This window comes from Microbulbifer sp. MKSA007 (genome assembly GCA_032615215.1).
Classification (GTDB): domain Bacteria; phylum Pseudomonadota; class Gammaproteobacteria; order Pseudomonadales; family Cellvibrionaceae; genus Microbulbifer.
The window spans coordinates 1,807,992-1,832,022 of record CP128433.1; the positions used below are offsets into that span (position 1 = coordinate 1,807,992).

At 44.7% G+C, this 24,031-nt stretch carries 19 protein-coding genes; 11 read left to right on the forward strand and 8 right to left on the reverse strand.

Going from position 1 to position 24,031, the window contains the following annotated elements; all coding sequences use genetic code 11:
- Nucleotides 1-314 precede the first annotated feature (314 nt).
- Nucleotides 315-1,301, reverse strand: a complete 987-nt coding sequence (locus QT397_10760) for a hypothetical protein (protein WNZ57796.1) — start codon at nt 1,299-1,301, stop codon at nt 315-317.
- Nucleotides 1,302-1,415: 114 nt separating this feature from the next.
- Nucleotides 1,416-2,636, reverse strand: coding sequence for an ROK family transcriptional regulator (locus QT397_10765; protein ID WNZ57797.1), 1,221 nt, complete (start codon nt 2,634-2,636; stop codon nt 1,416-1,418).
- Between the two features lie 246 nt (nt 2,637-2,882).
- Here QT397_10765 and QT397_10770 point away from each other — a divergent pair, with 246 nt between their 5' ends.
- Together QT397_10770 and QT397_10775 are read left to right on the forward strand one after the other, a co-directional pair.
- On the forward strand, nt 2,883-4,484 hold the full coding sequence (locus QT397_10770; GenBank protein ID WNZ57798.1) for a sodium:solute symporter: 1,602 nt from the start codon (nt 2,883-2,885) through the stop codon (nt 4,482-4,484).
- Between the two features lie 158 nt (nt 4,485-4,642).
- Entirely contained in the window at nt 4,643-5,857 is a 1,215-nt protein-coding gene (locus tag QT397_10775) for a hypothetical protein (GenBank protein ID WNZ57799.1), read from the forward strand.
- 609 nt (nt 5,858-6,466) lie between these two features.
- Here the strand turns inward: QT397_10775 and QT397_10780 are convergent.
- The 4 genes from QT397_10780 to QT397_10795 form a co-directional block, all read right to left on the reverse strand.
- Nucleotides 6,467-9,568, reverse strand: a complete 3,102-nt coding sequence (locus QT397_10780; GenBank protein ID WNZ57800.1) for an efflux RND transporter permease subunit — start codon at nt 9,566-9,568, stop codon at nt 6,467-6,469.
- Nucleotides 9,565-10,647, reverse strand: coding sequence for an efflux RND transporter periplasmic adaptor subunit (locus QT397_10785; protein WNZ57801.1), 1,083 nt, complete (start codon nt 10,645-10,647; stop codon nt 9,565-9,567). The genes QT397_10780 and QT397_10785 overlap by 4 nt, the downstream gene beginning before the upstream one ends.
- Before the next feature lie 576 nt (nt 10,648-11,223).
- The gene (locus QT397_10790) at nt 11,224-11,520 is read right to left on the reverse strand and encodes a hypothetical protein (GenBank protein ID WNZ57802.1); all 297 of its coding nucleotides are present in this window, start codon (nt 11,518-11,520) and stop codon (nt 11,224-11,226) included.
- A 22-nt stretch (nt 11,521-11,542) separates the two neighbouring features.
- Nucleotides 11,543-13,132, reverse strand: a complete 1,590-nt coding sequence (locus tag QT397_10795; protein ID WNZ57803.1) for a VCBS domain-containing protein — start codon at nt 13,130-13,132, stop codon at nt 11,543-11,545.
- Between the two features lie 380 nt (nt 13,133-13,512).
- On the opposite strand from QT397_10795, the gene QT397_10800 reads away from it, so the two are divergent.
- The 5 genes from QT397_10800 (at nt 13,513) to QT397_10820 (ending at nt 18,982) form a co-directional block, all read left to right on the forward strand.
- Nucleotides 13,513-14,148, forward strand: coding sequence for a CHAP domain-containing protein (locus tag QT397_10800; protein WNZ57804.1), 636 nt, complete (start codon nt 13,513-13,515; stop codon nt 14,146-14,148).
- 145 nt (nt 14,149-14,293) lie between these two features.
- Nucleotides 14,294-15,463, forward strand: coding sequence for a hypothetical protein (locus QT397_10805; GenBank protein WNZ57805.1), 1,170 nt, complete (start codon nt 14,294-14,296; stop codon nt 15,461-15,463).
- 205 nt (nt 15,464-15,668) lie between these two features.
- Complete coding sequence (locus tag QT397_10810) at nt 15,669-16,481, forward strand: sensor histidine kinase (GenBank protein ID WNZ57806.1); 813 nt, start codon at nt 15,669-15,671, stop codon at nt 16,479-16,481.
- Nucleotides 16,469-17,230 carry a LytTR family DNA-binding domain-containing protein gene (locus QT397_10815; protein WNZ57807.1) on the forward strand — a complete coding sequence of 254 codons (762 nt, stop codon included), beginning with the start codon at nt 16,469-16,471 and terminating at the stop codon, nt 17,228-17,230. The genes QT397_10810 and QT397_10815 overlap by 13 nt, the downstream gene beginning before the upstream one ends.
- Nucleotides 17,231-18,094: 864 nt before the next feature.
- Nucleotides 18,095-18,982 (forward strand): hypothetical protein, encoded by an 888-nt coding sequence (locus QT397_10820; GenBank protein WNZ57808.1) that lies wholly within the window; start codon nt 18,095-18,097, stop codon nt 18,980-18,982.
- Between the two features lie 214 nt (nt 18,983-19,196).
- Here the strand turns inward: QT397_10820 and QT397_10825 are convergent, their stop codons facing one another.
- Nucleotides 19,197-19,367, reverse strand: a complete 171-nt coding sequence (locus tag QT397_10825) for a hypothetical protein (GenBank protein ID WNZ57809.1) — start codon at nt 19,365-19,367, stop codon at nt 19,197-19,199.
- 229 nt (nt 19,368-19,596) lie between these two features.
- Between QT397_10825 and QT397_10830 the strand changes: the two genes are divergently transcribed.
- Genes QT397_10830 through QT397_10845 form a run of 4 tightly spaced genes read left to right on the forward strand, consistent with a single transcriptional unit; the run spans nt 19,597 to nt 22,898 of the window.
- Nucleotides 19,597-20,211 carry a hypothetical protein gene (locus tag QT397_10830; GenBank protein ID WNZ57810.1) on the forward strand — a complete coding sequence of 205 codons (615 nt, stop codon included), beginning with the start codon at nt 19,597-19,599 and terminating at the stop codon, nt 20,209-20,211.
- A gap of 23 nt (nt 20,212-20,234) precedes the next feature.
- Complete coding sequence (locus tag QT397_10835; GenBank protein ID WNZ57811.1) at nt 20,235-20,918, forward strand: ABC transporter ATP-binding protein; 684 nt, start codon at nt 20,235-20,237, stop codon at nt 20,916-20,918.
- Nucleotides 20,906-22,120, forward strand: a complete 1,215-nt coding sequence (locus QT397_10840; protein ID WNZ57812.1) for an ABC transporter permease — start codon at nt 20,906-20,908, stop codon at nt 22,118-22,120. The genes QT397_10835 and QT397_10840 overlap by 13 nt, the downstream gene beginning before the upstream one ends.
- Nucleotides 22,113-22,898 (forward strand): outer membrane lipoprotein-sorting protein, encoded by a 786-nt coding sequence (locus QT397_10845; GenBank protein ID WNZ57813.1) that lies wholly within the window; start codon nt 22,113-22,115, stop codon nt 22,896-22,898. Before QT397_10840 ends, QT397_10845 begins: the two co-directional genes overlap by 8 nt.
- A gap of 66 nt (nt 22,899-22,964) precedes the next feature.
- On the opposite strand, the gene QT397_10850 is transcribed toward QT397_10845, so the two are convergent.
- Complete coding sequence (locus QT397_10850; protein ID WNZ57814.1) at nt 22,965-23,969, reverse strand: tRNA-dihydrouridine synthase; 1,005 nt, start codon at nt 23,967-23,969, stop codon at nt 22,965-22,967.
- Nucleotides 23,970-24,031: the final 62 nt, after the last annotated feature.

The following is a 24,031-nucleotide window of genomic DNA, read 5'->3' on the forward strand; positions in this document are numbered from 1 at the left end:
TCACGGCCCGTTCTCTGCGGGCTCGAGACTCTCTTCCTGTTACCGCATGGGTGGGACCTCTCCCCGCGAACACATTTATTAAATCACTGTGGTTTAATAAAGGCAATACGAAAATTTGCAGAATTTACGCAGTGGAATCAGCAAATAGATAAGTAAACCAAGGGGAAGTAGTGATTTTCGCGGTATCGATCTTTGCTTTTGGTGACAGCGCTGCTTGTCTTTCTAAGTAGCACTGGTTGCGGGAGAAGGGGATAAGGGGCAGTAGATGCTTCTGGTGAGCATCTACCTAAGGATTTGGTTGCGATTCCTGCCTGCTAGTCTTTGGCCAATTCCAGTTGTCCATCGTCCATAAACTCGATGCGTTTGGGGTCGCAGATACCGCCGATAAAGTTGCCCTCGGCATCGTCCCTATTAAAAGCCAGCAGATACCAATGTTGGTCCGGCCCCTGGATAACCCGGCCGGAATAGAGTGATCCCTGCTGGTCTGCGCCGATAAAGCCATCTCCAACCACTTCGTATGGGCCATTCAGATCATCGGCGATAAAATATTTTGTGCCAGTCAGTGGTGTACCCTGCATGGATTGTCGATGGGCAGCGCTGTGGAACTTTGTCGATACTGAGCAGAATAAGTAGTAGCGGCCATGGATGTATTCAATTTGCGGTACTTCCATTTCGCCATACCAGCCGGGAGCCAGTACCGGTTGCCCCACTTTCCAGTGAATTAAGTCCGTTGAACTGGCATAGCCAACTGCGCCACGCCCATCAGGGCTGCCCTGGTTACAGCGCGCAGTGAGATACATATGGTAGAGATTCTGCGTGGGGTCTTTAACGATCCATGGGTCACGCCAGGATGCATCGTGCCAATATTCAAGGTTCAGGCCATCGTAGAAATTGGGATCTAATTCCACCAGGGGGTTGTTGGGGTGTTTTTCCCAGTGTAATAAGTCCTTGGAAGTTGCCAGGCAGACCCGCTGAATCAGGCCTTTCTCCGAGTATTTAGTACCGGTATAAAACATATACCAGGTATTGCCTTCTCTGTGTACACAGCCGGTCCAGGTAGTGTAAGAGTCTGCAGCTTCCTCACTGGCGGTTGCAGTTCGAGGTGAGGGTTTTAATGCATCCTGGAGCGTTGTCCAATGAATAAGGTCCGTAGAAACGGCATGACCGACAGATACATTCCAATGGCGCAGCTCAGGATCGCCCAGTGATTTATCGGCTTGAAGGTAAAATACATGGTACTGGTCGCCGTCCTGCGCGAACCAAAAATCCCATACCCATTTATTATCGAGATTAAATGCCATGATATTTACCTCATTAGTGCTGATTGGAAATTTGCCGGTGAGTTATTACTTTGATTATTCTTAAGGAGCACAGAGTTATTTTTATGCTTTTCTGGGGTTCCAATTAAGGCGCAATCAGGTAGATATTCTTCCTGGTATTCCGCCCTTTAATAGAACTGTTTTATCCGGTGCAAAAATTGAGTAAAAAGGCAGAATCGCACCGCCTGTGGCGATAGCGTCGACTCCAATTTTTCCACTGACAATTTTGGGCGCAAATACACCTGAAGGCGCCACCTGCTTTATTCTGCGAGAAATCATTTCGACCAGTTCGTCTAATAAAAAGCGGGGTAAATGCGCATCGACAATAATAGCCTCCAGGTCCAGCACGCTGATTGCCGATAGAAATGCATAAACCAGCGCATCTGCACAGTCGTCCAGCCATTCTTGGATCTGAGGGCGGGCCTGGTCCATCACTGTTTCAAGTTCGGAAGTGCTGGTAATTTCGATGCCGCACTCTCGTAAATGTCTGCGCAGCCCAAATAGTGAAGCGCGATTGAGGAGTAGCTCAAATGCCCCTTGATTTTCAGGGGTGCTGCTAAGTTTTGAGGGGGGCACTGGCAGGGAAACCAGGTTGCCCGCATTGCCATGGACGCCGGTTTCCAGGCTGCCATTTAATACCAGGCCTCCACCGATAAAGGTCCCGATATAAACGTAGAGAAAATTGGATATGTCCTGGCCATTGCCAAACTGCAATTCAGCAACAGCAGCAGCGGAACAGTCGTTCTCGAAGAAAACCGGCAGGTGTGTGCGCTGAGCAACTTCTTCAGCAAAGTTAATTTCTTTCCACTGGGCCGCGAGCTCTTTGCTCATATTGAGCTCTTCGGTCCAAGCGCCGATAAACCAGGGCATAGCGATACCCACGCCCACTAGTTTCCCTCTGTCTTTAGCGGGTAGGGTATCAGTAAGTGCCTGGAGGCCCGATTCAATTTTTGCCAATAAAAATTCGGGCTCCGGGAATTCAAACTCGTGGCAAATTTTCTTTAGTACTGTGCCACCAAAATCCATTAGTAGCAGCTCGATATTGCGCCGTCCCACCTTGATGCCGACAGAGTAAGCACCAGTAGGGTTAATAACGTACATAATCGAGGGTTGGCCTTTGCCGCCCAGTCGGCGCCCCTCTCGCATTACCAGCCCTGCGCTTTCCAAATCATCGACAATCCGGGTAACCGCCTGAGCGGTGAGGTCAGTTTGGCGCGCTAGGTCGGACTTGGAGGCTGCGCCAGTCTTCCGCAGGGTTGTAAGCACCACTCGCTCGTTATAACGGCGTAAACCACTGGAATTGCTACCTTTACCCATCCGTGCCCCCTGAGATGAAACGTGATCTGATCCGGCCACTGATTGTCCGATTCTATTGTTAAAAGTGTAACTTTAAAGCCTTTGCTTAGTCTATTGACTTCGTTGGTACTAAGATCAGAGTTTATATAACCTATTGATTAATATAACTTTTTTTATTTGTTGAAGCTTGGCTTTACTTAATTAAATCACTGTGATTTAATTTTCGGCCAAGTTCAAGCAAATCATTCTAAAAATACGCTGCTAGCAGTGAACGAGGAAGTTATGCCGGTCGATTTTGGTCTCCACCCAGTCGATGCGACCATTCTGGTCGTCTATTTCGTTTTCACCATCGCCCTTGGGCTCTTCCTAAGTCGCCGCCACGATACTGCAGAGGATTACTTCCTCGCTGGGAGGAAAATGGTATGGCCCTTGATTGGCTTATCCCTGTTCGCTTCCAATATATCGAGTACCACTTTGATCGGCTTAGCCGGAGATGCTTACAGCACTGGCATAGCGGTCTTTAACTATGAGTGGATGGCGGCGGTTATCCTGGTTTTCTTTGCCGTTTTCTATCTGCCCACAATTCTTCGCTCGCGCATTTACACGATGCCGGAAATGCTTGAGCGTCGCTTTAACAGCACCGCGCGCACTTATTTTTCGGGATTGACTATTTTCCTGAATATTGTGGTTGATACTGCAGGTAGCCTCTATGCAGGGGCCCTGGTAATGAAATTGATATTTCCTGAATTACCAATTTGGACCACGATTTCAATTTTGGCGGTGATCGCGGGTATCTACACCATCTGTGGAGGTTTGGCTGCGGTTATTTATACCGACACCATTCAGGCGCTGCTGTTGATATTTGGTTCAATCCTGATCAGTATTTTTGCCCTGGATCGCGCAGGAGGTTGGGAAAATGTTGTATCCCAGGTCTCGGCGGAACAATTGAGTCTGATACGGCCCATTGGTGATTCGAGCGTACCCTGGTTGGGGCTAATTACGGGAGTCACTTTGCTGGGCTTTTATTTCTGGTGTACTAACCAATTTATGGTGCAAAGGGTACTCAGTGCAAAAGATGTTAATCACGGCCGCTGGGGAGCCTTATTTGCCGGTCTGCTCAAACTTCCCGTGCTGTTTATCATGGTTCTGCCTGGCACTATGGCGATTGTTATTTTCCCCGAGCTAGAGCGCGCAGATATGGTTTATCCCACTCTGTTATTTGAGCTGTTGCCTGTTGGTATCCTGGGGCTAGTGTTGGCAGGTTTTGTTGCTGCACTAATGTCACAAATTGATTCCACGCTTAATTCAGCTTCCACGCTGGTGACCATGGACTTTGTGCGGAAGTTTTTTCCGGGCCTAAACCAGCACCAGTTAATGCGTGTAGGTCAGCTGGTCACCTTTATCTTTATGATACTTGCCGTACTTTGGGCACCACAAATTGAGAGTTTTGGTTCCTTATTCCAGTATCTGCAGAAGGTACTTTCCTATGCAGTTCCCCCTGTACTGGCACTTTTCCTGATCGGATTCTTTTGGCGTGGTGCTAACTCCAAGGGAGCTATAGCTACTTTGCTGTTAGGCACCTTGGGCGGTGTTGGCCTCTTTTTTGTCAATGAAGTCTTCGACTGGACAAACTTACATTTCCTCTATATTGCTCCAATTTTATTTGTCTTCTGTTCACTGGTATTGGTGATTGCCAGCCTACTTTATCCTACTGAGATTAGCGAAGAAGCCAAATCTTTCACTTGGTCTAAAAGTGATTTTGACACTGAGACCGTATCCCTGAAAGCGCAGCCACTATGGAAAAACTATCGAGTTCAGTCTGTGCTACTGCTTGTGGTTACTGCGTTGGTGGTGGGTTCGTTCTGGTAGCGCGAAGTCAGATTACTTCTATTTTTCACCCCACAGGATGGAAAACTTAAACAATAAAGGCAATACAGGAGGGTTGGACACGGACGAAGTTGACAAAAGGTTGTACTCAGATAGTTGTATCCGTTTAAAAGAATAATCTTATAAAGAAGGTGTTGACTATGAAGTATTTCGTCACAGCGATGTTAGGTTTATTGGCTTCTGTGCAGATTAGTGCAACAGAAAATATTTTGGATCAGTACTTTAATACATCAGATAATGGTGGGACCCTAAGGTACGATACAATATTTCAGTATGGTAAGAGTGGGAATGGTAGCGATTTCGATATGTGCGATAGCTATGTTACCACCCGAATCCCTGGAGATAAGATCACCGCTATAACCAGTTTTAGCGGTGATGAGAGAATCAAAGGGTTAAAACTCGAATACTTATATGCAGGAGATGAGGAGGTTGGTAAAACCACTATCTCCGGGTATCGAAAGTTGCTTGGTGCTACCGAATATATTCAGGGTTGGCGCTTCTATAAAAAGCGCGATGGCAATATTTCCAGGATTCGAGTCTACTTGAAAGACATGGCTGATAACTCAACCCGTGATATTACCTTTGGAGGTAATAATGGCTGGTATAAGTGGGAGGAATACCATCTAAGTATTGGAACCCGGTCAGTAGTTGGATTTGCTGGTACTGCGAGTGATAGTAAAGTTTGGAGTATTTACCCTTGCGTTGCGGATCGTTTGGAATTGGTGGAATCTGGCGTAGAGATTCACTGGGATCAGATTGTGGAAACCCCCAACAATACCAGGACATTCTTTGGTGAGAGATTACTTGAGAACTCTGGCAGTATTGCCCAAAACGACAGTACAGAAGTCTGGTATACCGACGGGAAGAGTGAAACAGATACCTGGACTAATACTATGGGTATTTCGGTTACTGCTGGAGTTAGCTTGACCGAGGGTTACAAAGTCGGTGTTCCCGGCACTGTTGAAAATAGTGGCTCCATTACATTCAGTTTTTCTGAGACTTTTAGTGTTTCAACGACCGTTGGGGAAACATCGACCAAAAGCAACCAGGAAACTGTTAAAGATGCCATGCCATCTAATGTACCCGCCTATGGATTGATGATGGCGCGGATGATGGTGGAAAATAGCGAGGTTGAAGTTCCCTATACCACAACGGTCATGAATCCCCATAATGGTGATGAGTTCGAGTTGTCAGGAGTTATCAAAGGTTCCAGCTATTCCAATGCGCGGAAACGCTGGGATGAAGTGGGGCGGGCCTATCCGACTCGTTATGAGATATACCAGAGTTATGCTTGGGTGATCGAGTACTATGGGTTGGAAAATGCAAGTTTGATAGATGATCCGGATATTTTTTAGATTGATATTGATAAGAATTGACTGGCCCAAATTATAAAGGGCCAGTCAATCATATGAGATTTGGCTACTCATCATGAAACCGGATTGAGCCTAAGCGAATCCTGTCATCTTCACATCCGTAATAACTAAACTTTACAGTTTTCTGGGACATATAAGCGGAAAGCAGAAAAGATACTTTGGTGTTGTATATGGCAGAGTCGTCATTGATAAGAAAAAAGGTGTTTTTGCTCACGCAGCTCACCTCGGTCTCTGGATTGACAAATCCTCTAAGTCTGACATCTACACCATTCGAGTGTACTTTTAAGTAGTAAATTTGCGCCTTCTCTGTCCAAGCGGCATCGCTGATAAGTGGCAGTGTAAATGGGATACTCAAAAGTAAATATATTAGAGACTTCATCCTTGATTCCTTACCAATTTATAAGTGGTAATTAAACCTTTGCTCTCCATGTTGGTTAACTACATCCTATAAAACTATAGCAAATAAAGTCACTTGAATAAGTCGCGCACTGCGTCGCAAAGTACTTTTCGGAGTGGGTATTAACGCCCATTCTGGCACCAAAATAAGGCTTCCAGTTTGGGCGTGAATAAATCGAGGTCAAAAGAGGGATATCACGCAGTAGTGGCTTCTGGCAGTTTCAGGTCATCCTTATGAGTAGTTTGAGATGTATTAGGACTAAACAGTTTCTGTGATAGCAAAGCAGACATAAATGCCAAGACAAATAAGGCGCTAAACACCATTCCGCCAGTAATAACCGCAGCTAGACCGCGATAGATAGCTGCGCTACTTCCGGGGTTAAGCACTAAAGGGATATTGCCAAAGATACAGGTAATTGTTGTAAGCATAATGGGGCGGACACGCAAGCTGGCAGCCATATATATCGCCTCCAATTGATTGGCTCCGTTTTGCAATGACTTATTAAATTGGTTGACGAGTAATATCGCATTATTAACTACCAGTCCCATTAAGATTACAAAGCCGATCATGGTTATTACATCCAGGCTTTGGGGGGTAAATAGATTTAAAATTTGTAAGCTAATCATTCCGCCTGCAAATGATAAGGGTACAGCACAGAGTACTGCTGCTGCTAACTTTGCGGACCTTTGGGCGAAATACATTAATAAGGCCAATACTGCGATAGCTGCTGCAAAAATTTTCAGGAACTCACTGAGGAACAAGTTGAGTTCATTGGCGCTACCTCTAAACTGTGTATGAAGATCATTGTAGGAACTTTCTGATAGAAACTCTTTCACAGATTGATCAACATCCTCGACAAATGACTTCATGGCAACGCCTTCGGGAGGAGTTAAGTTTATTGATGCACTCACTTCCTGGCCGACACGAAGTATACTGGCTGGCGCTTGAGTGATTTTGGCGTCGGTCAATTCACGTAGAGGAATAAAGCCGTGACTGTTAATCAGTATCTCTGTATTTAGGAGCGTCTCAAGATTTTGCGGTTCTCTTGCTTTAAAGTAAAAAGGAAGAGTGTTGGTTCCCGTATAGAAGTACCCAATATATATTCCATCGGTTAAAGCCATCAGATGATGATTTAATTCCGATATTGTAATACCTAAACGAGCTAATTGTACTAGCTTGGGTTGGAATTCAATACGAACCGCTCTATTTTGAAGTGCGCTTCCCTCTTGAATTTGCGCTTCTGGAAATTCTAAGCGTAAATGACTCATCAGCTCACTTCCCGCCATCTGTAGTCGAGATAGCTCTGCCCCTTTGATATCTAACTGGCTAATACGGTTGTTGGGTAGGGCAAACCTTAATAAACCACCTTGCCTGAAATGTATTCGAGTCCCAATTAGTCCAAAGAGAGCTTTTTCATTTAGCCAACTCTTTAGTTCTTCAAAATCCCAGTCCCCTTTTGTGTATAGATAGAGATTGCAATTATTTGGGTTGCAAATTATTCCATAGGTTGAAACTTGGTTCTCTATTTCTTCTCTATTGGCTGTGATTCTATTTACGACCCGTTCCCCAATTTCATTTTTTATGGTCTCTGTAGATAAAGGACTTTCAAAGTTGATATAAACAGAGACCATATTTTGTTTAGGGTCTGGGAGGACATCAATGTCAGGGCTGGAAAAGAAGGTAGCGATGAGTGCGACGGGTAATCCTAACAAAATCACAGTGGAGGCTAGCTTAGGATTGCTTGCAGAACGGATAGAAAGCTTCACCCACCATTCAAGCACCTTATTGATTTTAATACTACTGGATCCCTCCTCAGAAATTGCTGCTTTTCCAAGTAAGTGTCTGGCCAATGAGGGTAGTATTAGTAGAGCAAACAATAGTGATGCTAATAATGCGCTTGAAATTGTGAAGGCCAGGTCTTGAAAAAGCTGCCCTGTTGCTGACTGCATAGCAATAATGGGCAGGAACACGATAACACTGGAGATTGTAGATGAAACTAATGGGCCCGAAACTTCTTTGGTTCCCCGCGTGATACTTTCCTGAATATTTATACCCTGCTTGCGCAGTCTTTGAATGTTTTCTACGACAATAATTGCTGCATCGACCATTAACCCGATAGAAAGTGCAATCCCTGCAAGTGAAACAACGTTCATGCTTCTATTTCCAAGATACATTCCCAGAACCACCAGAGAGATACAAATGGGAATGCTTAGAAATATTAGGGTTAGAGTTCTGGGGTTACGTAAAAACCAATAAATGACCAGGCAGGCGAGTAGTGATCCCAGCAAGAGGCTTCCGTATACCAGGCTGAGGGAATTCTGAATACCCGTGGAGTCATCCCGGCTTATGGCGAGCTTCATCCCCAATCGATTTAACTCTCCGTCATTTAATTCTTCTATTGTTGATTTGAGCTGGGCGATAGTTTCTAGAACATTGACATTTTCGGTAGGGCGTAGGTAGAAGTATAGAGATCTATTGCCTTCAAGGGCAAAATATAACCAATCTGAAGCTACACGCTCTTTTACCGAAGCAATATCCGAGAGTTGAATGATTTGGCTTTCTCGTGTTGCGATAGGTAGCGTTGAAAGTTCCTCTAGTGGGATCTGCCCCTTAAAATGAAGGGCATAATCTTTTGATCCAATTTTTAGATTTCCTCCCGAGCGATCCGTTAAATTGTTTAGATTTTCGGTTATCTCACTAATGGTTAAAGAGTACCGAGTCATCTTTTCTGGATCGAACTCAATATCGACCCTTTGGGCAGTGGGTGTGCCGGCCTCTTCAATGGACTGTACACCAGGAACTTTGCTAAAGGCTGGCTTTACATGATTTATAAACGCGTCGATTAATTTAAGTTCGCTAGCTGGCTTCTCAGAATATAGGAAAAAGGATCCAAGCGTAGCCCCTGCACCATTTGCAAAATTGAATACATCCGGTGTGCGAACTTGTGTTGGCCAATTGGGTACTTGGTTGATTTTGGAGAGGACCTCAATATACATTTTCTCCATATTTGCCTCCGAATGGAAGTCAATTACGGTCCAAGCCCAGCTACTATTAACATTGGTTTGCAATTCTTTTAGGTGGCTTAGGCTGGAGAGTTCCTGTTCTAGCGGAGCAATTAGTATTTGTTCTATTTCTTCTGCGGTCTTTCCTGGCCAGGAGGTTGCGAGTGCAATTTGTGGGCGATTAATGGATGGGAGTAGGGCGTTTGGTAAATTTATCCCGGCTATAACCCCGGCTATTATTAGGGTAAAGGTACAACAGATGATAATTGAGCTGTATTTCTCCAGGGACTTCATGTGTTTTCCCTCTTTGTAGGAGTAACGGCTTCATTGAGCTGTAATCCTTCGTAACCCAGTACAATCAAAAGATCGCCAGGAGCAATACTTGAACGTACAACAAAGTAATTATCGAGAGTATCTATTATTTGCACCCTGGTACTAACTGCTCTTTGGTCGTTGTCTAGAGTCCAAACCTTATATTGTCGCCCATTCTCAAGAATTACGGCGTCACTAGGAATTCTAGTAATGTATTCTTGCTCGCTATGACCCGCGAAAGGGGTAAACATAGTTATTTCAAATCGCTGCCCAACCAGTAAGGATTTGAATTTTTGTCTGTTTACTTTAAAGTAGAGATTAAAGTTCTGTGTTTCTGGGTTTACTATATGGCTGATATTTCTGAGTTCAATATCTTGCTCCTTAATTTTGAAGGTGCTATTGCTTAGCAGGCTTTCTTTATTTATGTGTTCTTCAGGGAGACTACATTCAATTTGGTTTTCAGTTAGTGGGAGTAACTGCATAATTCTTTGTCCTGGATTGAGGTTTTCTCCAGGATTAGCTTCTATGCTTAAAACTTGACTATCGGTTTTTGCGTAGTGCAGTAGTCGTTTAGAACGATATTCAGCTGTATTTAGTTGTTGTTCGAGTCTTTGCTTGGTTAATTGATAGGTGTCCACATTGAGCTTAAGGTTATTTAAATGAGACTGAGAAACCATGTCGGCTGAGCGAAGTTTCTCCAGTCTACCTAGTTCTTCTTCTGCATAGTTAAGCTGGCTTTGTGTTAATTCAATATCGGTGCGAATGATCTTCATTTGCTGGGAGAGATAAAAGTCATCCTGGGCTGCTACTAGCTCACCAGCTTTGATAATGGAGCCAACAGGCTTTATTTCTATAAGTTCAGCATCTGAGTGACTAGATATTTGATGTAAGGCAGGGGATGATACAGAGCAAAATAACTTTGTTCTAATAGCTTGCTCCCAGGGTTGTGCTGCTTCTACCAGTACTGTGCGGCTATCGTTGGCAAGGCTATTGGAGCCAATAATTAACAGAATAGGTGGGATGCTGCCCATAAAGAGCTTTTTAATTTTACTGTTTCTCATCCTGAGGCTCTGGTCGGTTTTATTTCTGAGTTAATTGCTTAAGCGCGGTAATTAGTATTTAAAATTAAAGAGACTGAAATGCCTTTAGTATTATATTTGACTAAAAGGTATTTGGATGAGCTATTTGCTGCAATCTCGGTGCGGTAAGATGAAATCTACAAGGGGTGAGTTGTTCACGTTCAGAATTTTATAAAATGTCAACTTTCACAATGGATGTCTTTGGCGCCAATAACTAGGTTTTACTGCATATATTGCAGTGCTTATATGCTCAGCTGGAAATGACGGCAGGAGTGGCGTTGTGAATTTCAGAGTGACTTGCCTGCTCGGGTTTTCTATCGGCGTAGTTTGAATAGGTGTGTTTGCAACTTACTTAAATGGTAAAGATGTGCCGATATTATAAGACTTAAATAATTAGCTTTAATAATTTGGTCAGTAAAATGTATCTAGGTCTGAGGTGGCCAGGTGTTAGGCTAATTGGTGTTGTGTTAATCGGGTGCACTGATAATGTTCTGTACACCCGAATTGATCTATGCGGAATTTGTGTGGTAGGAGTTAAAATTATAGTTAGAAAGGGCGTTACTCCTCTCGTCTTAACTCCAGACGTTGAGATTCACGTATACGAAAACGCCGTTTGTTTTCTCGCTCTCCATGAATACGTACTCGCTCACCAGATTGCATACCTTTCTGCTTTGCCTCTTTGGCGTCGATAAAGTAGTACTCACCGCTAGTTTCATCTTTTACGGAGAAGCGATGATCCACTTCTCCTGTTTGAAAGTTCTCGGAGATCTCTTCCTCTAACACGCCAGTTACGGTCTCTTCGGCAATCGCTGAAGAGGAAAGGGCGAGAAGTAGGGCTAAGGGTAGATTTTTCATTGCGGTCTTACTCCCCACTAAATTATTCATCGTAAGTTACAGAAACAGTTGCAGAGTTGGTGCTGTTTTCAGTGGATAGGAATTCAATAGTGATTCCAGCAGATGAGTCAGTAAAGCTGTCCCCGGTAGTTGACAGTGTGGCTACCTGGTTGGCGGTAACATTGTTATTACTGGTGCCGCTAAGATAGTGAACCGTTACCGCATTTTCGTGGTGTGGACGGGGGTTGAGGGTGTCGTGCTCGACATGGTATTCGATGTAATAGTAGTTTTCTCCATTCCTGCTACCAATACTTTCGGCCTTTAAGAGTTGAGGTAGATCGCTACTAAGCTCACCAGCAGTAAGTTCTATGGCTTGAAACTCAATATTAGTGGTGCTGCCTGCGACTGCCTCAATAGTTTCAGTGTATCCGGGGAATGAGTCATACCAGCCCATATAGTCACGATGACCGCTTCCAAAGAGTCGTGATTGCCAAGCATTGCCCATTAGGGAGCCGTCACTACCATATTCACTCTCACCGCTATCGTTGGTATCCCCATCATTATTATCGTCATTGCCGGCGTGGCTCAAGCCAATATTGTGCCCAATTTCATGGCCCATAATCAGTTGATCACTATCTGCAATTATCATGCTCCAGCGGCCTCCGACAGAGGCGACTCCTGTGCCAACCAGTCCTGCACTGGCCGCTGCTTCCGGGAAAATGTAGACCCGATGACGCCAATCGTTGAGCTCTACAGGTTGGTTGTTGGAGTCTAGGTAATTGCTTTCGATCCAGCTGGTTGCCCTATCTCTCCATGTATAGCCGCTATCGTTATATTCACTTCCCGAGCGAGATTCCGCATCTTCGATGCTCAGTACACCACCATTCTGGCTGTCGGCAATGTTGTAGGTAAAGCAGTCTATAGAAGTGCTCTCATCATTGTCTTCACCGTAGCAGTATTGATCTAGTGAGGTGTCATTGCTTAGATGGCGGCTGAACTTTAGTTGTCCCAGGGAGTTTTCATGGTAGGCATTATCAAGAGAATCCGTGTCATTGAAAGCCATATTTGCAATTTGGGTAATGCTTAGATCATCTTCTACGGCGGCATCTGAGAAGTTCATAAAGATAAAGACAATGCTGCTTTCTGTGGCTTCGATGGTTTGAATAGAGAACACTACAGAGAGGGTACTACCATCGGTGAGCTGAAAAGAGATTGTGTCCTCTACGGAATCACCATCATTCAGATTCTGGGAATTGGTGTTTAATTGATATTCCCAGTTTCCACTTTCATAGAGAGTGAAATCTCCATAGCTTCCAGCCACACTACTGGCTTGAAAGGTGGGGCTATTGCTATCGGTATCCTCAAGGGTGAGAGTGCCACTGGCATACTCTTGTGTCCCTACGATAAGTGATGCCAGGGGATTACTGGGGTTAAAAGTGTAGCCCCCCGTTTCTTCATCACTGTCGTCGTCCCCGTTATCGGAATCATCAGAACCACTGTTGTCTCCGCTGTCGGTACTTGTTTCGGTTTCAGTAGTCTCATCGTTGGAATTACTACTGCTGGACCCTCCTCCACAAGCTGTAAGGAGAACCGATAAGCTGAATGCTGTAAGGAATTTTAGGGTATCAGGCATGACAAACTCGACGTATTTCTTAATCTAATTGAGCAAGGCGATTTGTAATTGATGGACAGCTGCTCAGTGGCCCGGTTCCTGCTGATTATTAGTTAAATAACTATATTTGGATTCTGGGTCACCTAAGGCAAAATAGCTATCGCTTTTTTGGCAGGTTGTGACGGTGTTGGATCAATTGCTATTAGCGCCTGTAAGTAGTGTGAACCCCGTTTGAGCAATTGATGACAGGGTTCAAAAAGTTAACTAGGTGTAATGAGTAGGATAAAGGAATGAGACCTATATTTGAACGTAGAGTGCACTTAACCCCATTTGCTTTTTTGCACAGGTGGGAGTCTGAAATTGGGGTGTTTTTAGTTGGGGTTGATTAGAGGGAAATATGGATGTTGTCTTTCGTTGAAACAATCAAAGAAGGTGGAAGGAAGGGTAGGTTAATTGTTGTTGTGGCCGGTATAGGGCGTTTGATCGCCGTGATATATCAACTGGCTACTCGCCTAAACCTTAATACAGCTTATTCTGTCGGAGAGATTATAGACTCACTTCATGGGGTAGAAGTTTATTACAATGGAGGAGTTAATAATGTTGAAGAGCGCAACACCTCGGAAGACGGTTATAATCTTGGCCTAAGGTACCAGTGTGTTGAGTTTGTTAAGCGCTATTATTACGAGCGATTTGGGCATCGAATGCCGGATACATTTGGACATGCTAGAGATTTTTTTGACCTGACAGTCCAGCACGGGAGTGTGAATACCAAAAGAGGATTACTGCAGTTTCACAACCAAGGTAATACCCCTCCGAATATTGGCGATATCGTTGTTTATAGCCCCTCCCTTTTTAACCCTTATGGCCATGTAGCTATCGTTTCTATGGTAGATATAGAGAATGCTACCCTGGAGATTATTCAGCAGAACGCGGGTCCATTTTCTCCCTCCCGAGAGCGTTACCCACTTATTTTCATGCCCCCAGGGCAATGGTATGTAGAGAATAACCGTATTCTCGGATGGTTGCGCAAAGAGTGATCAACTTTTCAGAGGGTTATTTAATGGATAACCCCCTCCATTAATCTCGGTCAAAAGCCATTTATCTGATTCCAGTACCGTTGGTCTTATCCGATGGTATGGGCCTGGAAGGTTGGTAGTGTGCTTCCCACGAATGGAGGCAACTATGAAACTATATTCTCTTTGGGCGCTACCTCTACTGATTGGTAGTGCTACTAGCCAGGCGGATGCCCTTGAATCACAGTGGGAGCTGGCGATGACAGCCGCTTATGATCGCGCTTCTGATAGCTCAATTTTTGAGGCGCAATCAAGTGTGTCTCGGCAAGCTTTACTGCAGGGGGCACTACAGTATGAAGCTTGGGAAGGGCAGATCTCTGCATTCCACCAGGCAGAGCGCGGTGGCAGTGAAGACTTAGAGTTGGTAGTTGAGGAGCTTTTCTGGCAGGGGAGCTGGCAGGACTGGGATTGGTTGCTGGGCAAGCGCCGCCTGGACTTTGGTGTTGGTTATGGACATCGCCCCCTGGATTGGTTTTTACCCATTGAGCGGAATCCGGTATCACTTCAAGTGAGCGAAGGAGTTGGGGTAGTGTCTGCCAGTCGTTTCACTGAAAATGGAGAGCTAAGTGTAATGCTGGTGGATGCCGGTATCAGCCAGGCCTCTGGGGGTGACCACCCGAAGGGATTTGCCATGCGCTGGTATCAGCTTGGAGCTAGTGCCGAGTGGCAGTTACTGGGTTACATGGATGATCAGCGAGGTATGAACTTAGGGGGAAGCTGGGTTAATACTTATGGAGAGCAATGGGAGATCCATACAGAATGGCGCTACCAGCAAGAATACTGGCGCTGGCGAGCCCCAGCTTTGACGGCTATGCCAAAACAGGAGCAGATGGATGATGGCTGGCAAGCTCTTATAGGAATGACTTGGGCAAACAGCATTGGGCATTCGGTTATTTTAGAGTACTGGTTTGATAGTCGGGCCTGGGGGAAAAGCGAATGGGAGCAGGTGTTTGATAACAGCCTATGGTACCAAAATCAGGGAGTGCAGTGGGATGGCCTTCGCCAATCCTCAGCAATGGCCTTTTTAAGTGATAATACCCTGAGGCATAATTTACTTTTACATTGGACGCTTACCAATAATGAGTACCATCCAAAAGTAGATTTAATATACACGCCTGAAGATGGTGGCCTTATTTTAACTATCGGGGGTGAGAGGGAGATGGCGGACGATTGGGTACTTGGAACATCCGTAAGATATTTTGCTGGTCCTGATGAGTCTGCTTTTGCGCAGCTTCAAAACCAGGCTGTATTTACCTTGAGTACGACTATTGTTTTTTGAGTGGAGTTAAGGGTGAATCTGTTAAGAGAGTGCTTACGTACATTGATAATTTGTGTGGTGGTGGCGGTGATCACTCAGGCTATCTGGGGGGAGCTATGCAGTTCACGGCGTAATTTCTCTGGCGTACGGATTTATAGCGACATCCACGAGGCAGGTAGTCGAGTTTTTCAAGCCCACTTGGCCCTCAAAAGTAAAGTATGCGGTAGTGAGTTTAGCGGCAACTGTACTGGGAACTCTACATGCTTGGTGGTGGGTATCGGGTTTTGGGGAATTTCGGGCACTTGATTTTTTAATTATTGCCATTCTTCTTTCCATTTTTCTCTATCAAGTTCATCTTAACCGGGAGCAATCTCACCAGCTTGAGAGGGAACGTCAGGAAGCTGAATTGTTAAAGCTTGAACAACAAAAGACTCTTGCTCAAAGCCAGCTAAAAGTGCTGCAAAGCCAGATAGAGCCTCATTTTCTTTTCAATACTCTGGCCAATCTAAAAATGCTAATTCGTCACGACCCTCAAAAGGCAGAAGACCTACTGGATAACTTTAGTGATCTCTTGCGAATTAGCTTGAAAAAATCCCGTTCCGATCAGGTATCTTTAAAGGTTGAGCTTAGCAGTTTGAAATGCTATTTAGAGATTCAAAAGATACGCCTGGGGGAAAGGTTAGAGTATGAAGTTGATTTATCAGGGGATGTGAGTTTAGAGACATTTGTTCCCCCGTTACTTGTGCAACCCTTAGTGGAAAATGCAATTTTTCATGGCATTGAGCCTGCAGCCAAAGGTGGACTGGTCCGGTTGCGGGTGAAACAGAAGGAAGGCCAATGGGTTATTGAGGTGGAAGATAATGGTGTGGGACTCACTGCTGGAGCTAATAAACTTAGCTCCAGCAAACACAATGGGATTGCGCTAAGCAATATTAGGGAGCGACTTTCTACCCTTTACCAAGAGCGTGGTAAGCTACTGATTCAAAGTAATAATCAGGGCGGAGTAACTGCCCGTTTGGAGTTTCCATGCGTGCCATAATTGCAGATGATGAGCCTTTATTGCGTCACCATCTCGACCAAATGCTTGCCGATATTTTTCCTGAGCTTGAGGTTATTGGTAAAGCCTGTGATGGTAACGAAGCGTTAGCTCTGTGCCAGCGAGAGGAGCCTGATGTGGTTTTTCTCGATATTCGTATGCCTGGAATGGATGGTTTGGCTGTTGCTGAGGCTCTTGGCAAATTACAAACAAATCCTATTATTGTTTTTATCACGGCCTATGATGAGTATGCTGTAAGTGCTTTTGAGCATGAGGCAGCCGACTATCTGCTAAAACCTATTGATGACAAGCGATTGGAAAAAGCTTGTGATCGTATTCGGCAGCGCCTGAGAGACCGGGAAGAGGGTAACCTAAAGTCAGGACCTGATATTGAGGCGTTACTGAGGCAGCTTTCCTTAAGTAGACCTGAATACCTTCGTTGGATTAAGGCAAGCAAGGGCGAAGATATTCATCTGATTGCCTGCGATGAGGTTTCGGCATTTGTGGCAGAGGACAAATATACGACGGTTTACTCCAGTCAGGGTGAGCATATTATCAGAACCCCACTAAAGGAGCTGTTAGCCCAGTTGGAACCAGATTTATTTTGGCAGATCCACCGTTCTACAATTGTCTGTGTGAAGCGCATTCAAAAAGTATGCCGTGGAATAACTGGCGGTGTATCCGTGGTGATGGCTGACGGGCGTCAATATACAGTGAGTCGCAGGGCTGCTTCGTTGTTTAAAACAATGTAGTGATCAGCAATTGATATTTATTTTAACTTAGGGGGAGATTAAATTACTCCCTCCAATTAAATTGATATTTATGGCAGAGGTTCATATCTGCTACCTAAGATTTAGTAACTTTACCGCCCCTTATTTCTGATGGCCGGACATTCAGATTGGTTTGGTATCGAGAGATCTTTAATCTAAATGCTCCAACTGTCGTTGATTAAAGGGAAGCTGATATTGGCAGCACTCTTTACCTCTTTGTGTGTAGTATTAGCTTCCTAAGTTGAAATTGTTGATGAGCAAGCTGAATTGTAGAAGGGTAATACGATGGGGTTGCGATTAGAGACTATAGCGATAAAGATGATATTGGCTTTATTGAATTACTATTAAAGCCGTGCTTCAAAATTAATGGGACTTTAATTGCTTAGACTTTAGGGTGGTTGCTGTTTGGGTTTGAATTTGGACGCTTGTTTATATATTTACATGCTATTGCTATATGATCTGACTAGTAATCTTGTGCGAACTGAGGGGGTTGTTTTTGTAATTATCGGTAATTTACTTTAGGGGTTTGATTGGCATAATTGCCCGCGACTTGAGGGGTGGAGTGTTTTTTTAATTGTAGATTAACTATTTTGGTGGGTTTGAGTTTGTTTGTACCTGGTGCTTGAGATTCTGCCTGAAGGTCTATTTTCTGCTCATTTGGCGTGTTAAATAGGCTAAGATTTTTCTTTATGGTTTTTCTATTTTAGGACATTTTCTTAAATGGCTGGGAAGGTATATGTGCTGCCTTCTTCCTGAAAGTGTGTAATCTATTTTCCTCTTGTAATGGCAGGTATTCTGCTGTGAGTACCTGTGTGTGAATTTTCTCCGATAATTAATGGAATAATTATGTTGGATAGTTTTAAGTTGGATTCTTCTTCTGTAGAAGGAGTTGAGGATCTAATTGAGGTGAAATCTCCCTACTTTGCACTAGAGGCTTTACATTTTGACGCTGACGGCTGGCTTGTTGCTAAAGTGCCTGTGCAATGTCAGAGTACATATGAAAATAGTTTAATGGATGTCGCGGAAATTGGTCGACACTTGGCAATTTTGGGCTCTTGTTTTGGCGCTTTGGCCAATCCAGTGAGATCCAAGCATTACTACCTGGCACGCAAAGCTGATTTGAAAACTTATGATAGCTTTGTTTCTGATATGCGCCCTGATCACCTTCTGGCCCGAACCAAAGCCGTATTTACCAATAAGAGAGAGTTGGTTGCTGAGGCTGAATTATTAGACCCTGCCGGTGAAGTGGCGGCACGACTTAACGTGAAATATCATGTGATACGGGAGCGATCTTTCCATAAGATATATAGTGATAGTATCCATGATATCACTCCTGTTATTAGCGATATTAATCCTTACTCCAAAAGTATTGATATTAATGTACATAATATTGATCTAATGTCTCTGACGGCAAGTATCGGTAGAGTTACTCCACAAATGTGCATGGGGCATTTTGATAGGGTGAAAGCGTTGCCCGTTGCAATTGCCTCGCAGAGCCTTATTAAGTCATGTTGTATATTTTTGAGGCGGTTGACAGGTGAAGATAGTGCTCGTTTTATAGTTACTTCTGCGGATTTGTATGCGGACAACTTAGCGCTGGCAGGACAAGATGTAGATATAAAAGTAGAACTCTTAGATGTTGAAAACGATGTTTTTATTGTTCGTACTATAGCTACAAATAATTTGGGGCAGTCTGTCGGTGAAATGATCAACCATATTGCAATGGTGGATTAGTCTTTGTAAATTTCATTTGATATTTTGTACAGATCAGGGGAGCTGCTCTTTTGATCTGTATCCACTCCATGTGCATCGCACTAATCTTATTAGTATCAATTTAGATACCAAGTCTTCAATATTTTGGCGATTATGCAGTCTTTACTAATTGGTACTCTCTCCTGAGTTTAGACGCTTTAACGATAGCATCTCTTCGCGTGCAGTAATTTTCCACCTATCCACCCTCTAGGGAGCCTCTGAATAACTCCGTAATGCCTCTGCGGGTCTTGAAGGCTGCAGATGTTAGGCGCAGCTCGCCGTGAATGGCCGCAGCCCTTTGCAAGAGCTGCAACGCAGTAGCTGTGGCCTTCAAGGCCCGCCCTTCGGGGCGTGCAGAGCGATTCACACTCCGCGTTGTGACTTCTTGAAAGGTCTAGACATTCCTGCGAAGCCGCGCCTTGACTGTGAACCGCTCTGCATGCCAGAGGTATCGCGGAGTTATTCAGAGGCCCCCTAGAGCCATTCAGCATAAGTTTTTGCCTCTTATCCTCTCCAGAGACAGTTCATCGCACTGTCCTGAATGATACTTGGATGCTAGGTAATCTATTAAAAATTCAGAAGCAAGGAGAAGTGTAATGAAAAGGTTACTTGTAATAATGGCTTTAAATCTTGGAGTGAGCGTTTCATCCCTTGCTGCCCAGGACGCAAAAATGGAAGATTTGTACCAAAAAGCGGCAGCACAGGGTGGGGCGGCGATAGAAGAGTCCTATGAGGCTTTTAAGACTTTACAGAAAGATAACCCCTCTGATCCTATTGTACTTTTTTACCTGGGGGCTAGTGAGACTCTAATGGCAAAAGAAAGCTGGTTGCCCTGGAGAAAGGTCAGTTATGCAGAGAATGGAATTGCCCGTATGGATAAGGCGCTCACCATAATTGAAGAAATGGATAACCCTGGCCGTTCCTCTCAGGGGATGCCTCAAGACTTACTGCTTAAAGGAATTGCCGCAACAACTTTTACTAAGGTGCCAAAGCTATTTAATTCTTTTGACCGTGGGTTTGAACTTTATCATGAGTTGATGGGCGATCCACGCATAGGATATATGCCGCCAGACGCTACTCGCTGGATTTACTGTGGCGCATTGCAGGCTGCAGAGCTTGAGGGTGACAAGGCGTTAGTGAATTTATGGGGAGCAAAGGCTGAGAATCATGGCATATCAAATCCATGTGGTGATGTTAAAAACTCTGACTAATAGTGCGAACAGGTAGTAAATCTATGTTACAGCTCACTCATATTGAAAAGACTTACACTTCCGGTGAGGTTCAACTTAGGGCCCTAAAAGATGTGAATCTGGATATTCGAGCAGGCACTATGGTAGCTCTGTGCGGACCATCGGGGTCTGGTAAAAGTACCTTGTTAAATATTTGCGGGCTACTGGATCATGATTACAGCGGAGAAGTCTGCTTTGCCGGCGAGGTGCTGAGAAAAAGCCATCGGCAGTCAATGAAGATCCGTCGTACCCAGCTGGGTTTTGTATTCCAAAAGTTTAATTTGGTTCCGGTAATGACAGCCTTTGAGAATGTAGCCTTTCCACTTCTTTTGAATGGAATGAAAGAAGGTGAAGTAAGGCGGCGTGTAATGGGCATGTTGGATCATGTCGGGCTGTCCCAGTTTTCCAACTACAGGCCAGATCGACTTTCAGGTGGACAACAGCAGAGAGTAGCAATCGCTCGAGCACTGGTGCATCAGCCCAAACTGGTAATTGCTGATGAACCTACGGCCAGCTTGGATAGTGTTACCGCACAACAAATTATTGAGTTAATGAAAAATTTGGGAGTGGAGCAAAAAACAGCTTTTATTGTTGCCAGTCATGATGATCGAATGACTCGTCATTGCGATAGAGTTGTTGAGTTGAAAGATGGTGTAATTCTGCAGGAGAGTGCTTTATGCGTCGCTTAAAAGTCGCGGTTTTAAATTTATTGCGCAATCGTCGCAGAAGCTTTCTTGCTGTTGCCATTATCTCCATTGTGGTAACGGCCTTGATGACCTCCGGAGGTTTTGGCCTATTTACATATCAATCCCTTAAAGAGAGCGCGGCGCGCAGTGAGGGGCATTTGGTGCTAACACAGCCGGGATATTTCTCTTCTGATGAGGACTTTCCTCTTCAGCTTGGTTTAGATAATGCCAATAAATTACGTAGGGACTTGTTGGTTGAGGAAAATGTGAAGGCCGTGCAGCCTAGAGTTTATCTGCAAGGGTTAATTTCCAATGGTGATAAGTCTTCTATTTTTTTAGGTCAGGGGATATTGCCAAGTGAATTTCGGGTGAAGGGGCCTTTTCTAAATGTCACTGAGGGCAGTATTTTATCAAACCGTGAAGATGTCAGTGATCCTGAGATTATGCTGGGTAAAGATCTCGCAAGAAATCTTAATGTAAGGCCTGGGGATTATATTACTTTAATGTCCTCTACAGTTCACGGGGCTCTCAATGCAATGGATTTTAAGGTTAGGGGAGTTTTCGGGACTGGTGTTCCAGATATGGATAAGCGTCAAGTATATATTTCTGTTCAGGCTGCGCAGTTCCTTTTAGATAGTGACAGGGTCTCAACCATGGCAATCTATGGCTATAGCCTTGATAAGACATCGAGCTTGCAGGAAAGACTGCGTGAGTTAGTTCCAGAGTTGGAAATTACAACTTGGGAGGATCGTGCCTTTTTCTATCAGGGAGTGAAGAGTCTTTATGATCGAATTTTTGGGTTGATGGGCATCATTATGGCACTGGTTATCTTTGTCTCGCTTTTCAATACGCTGGCAATGTCGGTAACAGAGAGAACACGGGAAATAGGTACCTTGTCCGCATTGGGTGCATCCAAAGTGGAATTGATAACAGGGTTTATATTGGAGGCTTTAGTACTTGCTGTAGTGGGGTCTTTAGCAGGTGTTATTTTGGCTGGTCTGATAAGCGCTGGATTGATGATGTTTGACATTACTATGCCGCCACCTCCGGGAAAAACAACGGGATATCCTTTGACTGTTTATTTCTCTATTAACTTGGCTTGGATGATTTCGGTTGCAATAGCTGCGATATGTGTTTTTTCATCCTTCCTTGCGGCGCGGAAAGGTGTCAATAAACCGATTACTGAGGCATTGGTCCATGTATAAATTAAGATTAGGCAGAGTTAGCTTGGCGATTGGTTTGTTGCTGATGTTCTCTCCCTTTGTTTCAGCTGGGACTGAGGAGAAGGAAAGTCATTTTTCCGCTGTACAGGTAGAAAGCATGTTGGCCAAAGCCGATTCCTATCGTCTTGGAGAGTCATCTTCAAAAGTTGTCACCAACATCCAGGTTTTTAAACAGGGAGAGTTAGAAAGCGAAGATCGCTACCATGTTTATACTCGCCCTGAGAGAAAATCATTGGTGGTATTTAAAGGTATTGGTGAAGAAGGGCAAAAAATGCTGATGCTGCAGGATAACTACTGGCTATTGATGCCCCGCAGCCGCCGCCCTATCCGCATTACACCGATGCAAAGATTGCTGGGGGAGGCTTCAATTGGTGATATCGCCACTTTGACTTGGAGCCAGGACTATCGGGGGCAGTTCGAGGCAAGTGAAATTCTAAAGGGTAAATTGACCCACAAACTTCAGCTGGAGGCAAAAACCAAAGGAGCCAGCTATCAAAAGATAACATTGTGGCTTGATAGTGAGAGTCTCTTCCCAATCCAAGCGGAGCTTTACTTGCAATCTGGAAAGTTGGCTAAGGTTGCGCATTTTGTATCGGGGATAAAGGATGAAGAGCTATTTGTGGAGGAGATGGTTTTAGTTGATAGCATCAAGGCTACCACTGAAACCAGAGTTCACTACGAAAGTAGCACTGCGCATCAGTTAGCGGAAAAATTCTTCAATCCGGCATACTTGAGTCGACAGTCAAAAATGGATCTGTGAGAGTGGATCTGAGCGGGTAACTTCCTCTGCCAGTATCAATTCCGATACTGGCAGAGGTGCGGAAAATTAGGCTGCCTCAGTTGATGCTATTTGAATTTTCCGCTCTTCGAAAAAAGCTCTATCAAGCTCTTCTGCCTCCCTGAGACGTTTTATTTTATCAAAGAACAATTGGGCTTCAGGAAAAGCCAATTTCAAGTAAGCGAGCCATTGCTTAATACGATTGCCCAGATACTTGGAAGGGTAAACTTCTCGGGTGGTTTGATAGTAACCCCAAAGAATTTCAATAATCTCTTGCCAGCCCATTGCTGTATAGCTCTCACCTGAGCAGTAGGCTTTTATCTGCTTGCCCAAATCTGGCCTGGCTAGCAGGCTGCGACCAAACATAAATGCTTCGCATCCGGTTACTTCACGGCAGCGTTGAAATTCCTCAAGTGTCCAGATATCCCCGTTGGCAATGACTGGGATTTCCAGTGTTTGGCGAATTTCACCGATGTATTCCCAGTAGGCTGGGGGTTTATAGCCATCGACTTTGGAGCGAGCGTGTACTGCCAATTCATTTGCGCCGCCAGCTGCTGCGGCCTGGGCGTTATCCATATAGCTAGAGCGATCATTAAAGCCCAGCCGGATTTTTGCGGTGACCGGGATGTTTACCGGGACAGCGCGGCGAACCGCTCCTACAATAGCTTCCACTCTGTGAGGGCTTTGCAATAGGCAGGCGCCACCGTCGCTGTTATTCACTGATTTTGCAGGGCAGCCGAAATTGAGATCAATTGCTGTAGCACCGAACTCAACTGCTTTTACTGCATTAATTGCCATTGCATTGGGGTTGCCGCCTAACAGCTGTAACCGTACTGGAATCCCGCTTGGGGTCTTTGCACCTTTGTCGACCTCTGGGCACAAGCGGGTGAATACTCTGCGAGGCAAGCGAGTATTAGTGACACGAACAAACTCTGTAACACAGATATCGACTCCTCCAATGGCGGAGAGCAGGGCACGCACGTGATGGTCGATTACCCCCTCCATTGGTGCCTGGTAAATCGTGGGTTCTGGGGTAGGTGTCTTGTCGGTCATAAGTCAGTTGAGAGGTAAATCATAAATCTAAAGGCGCATATTCTATCAGCAAGTTATTGAAA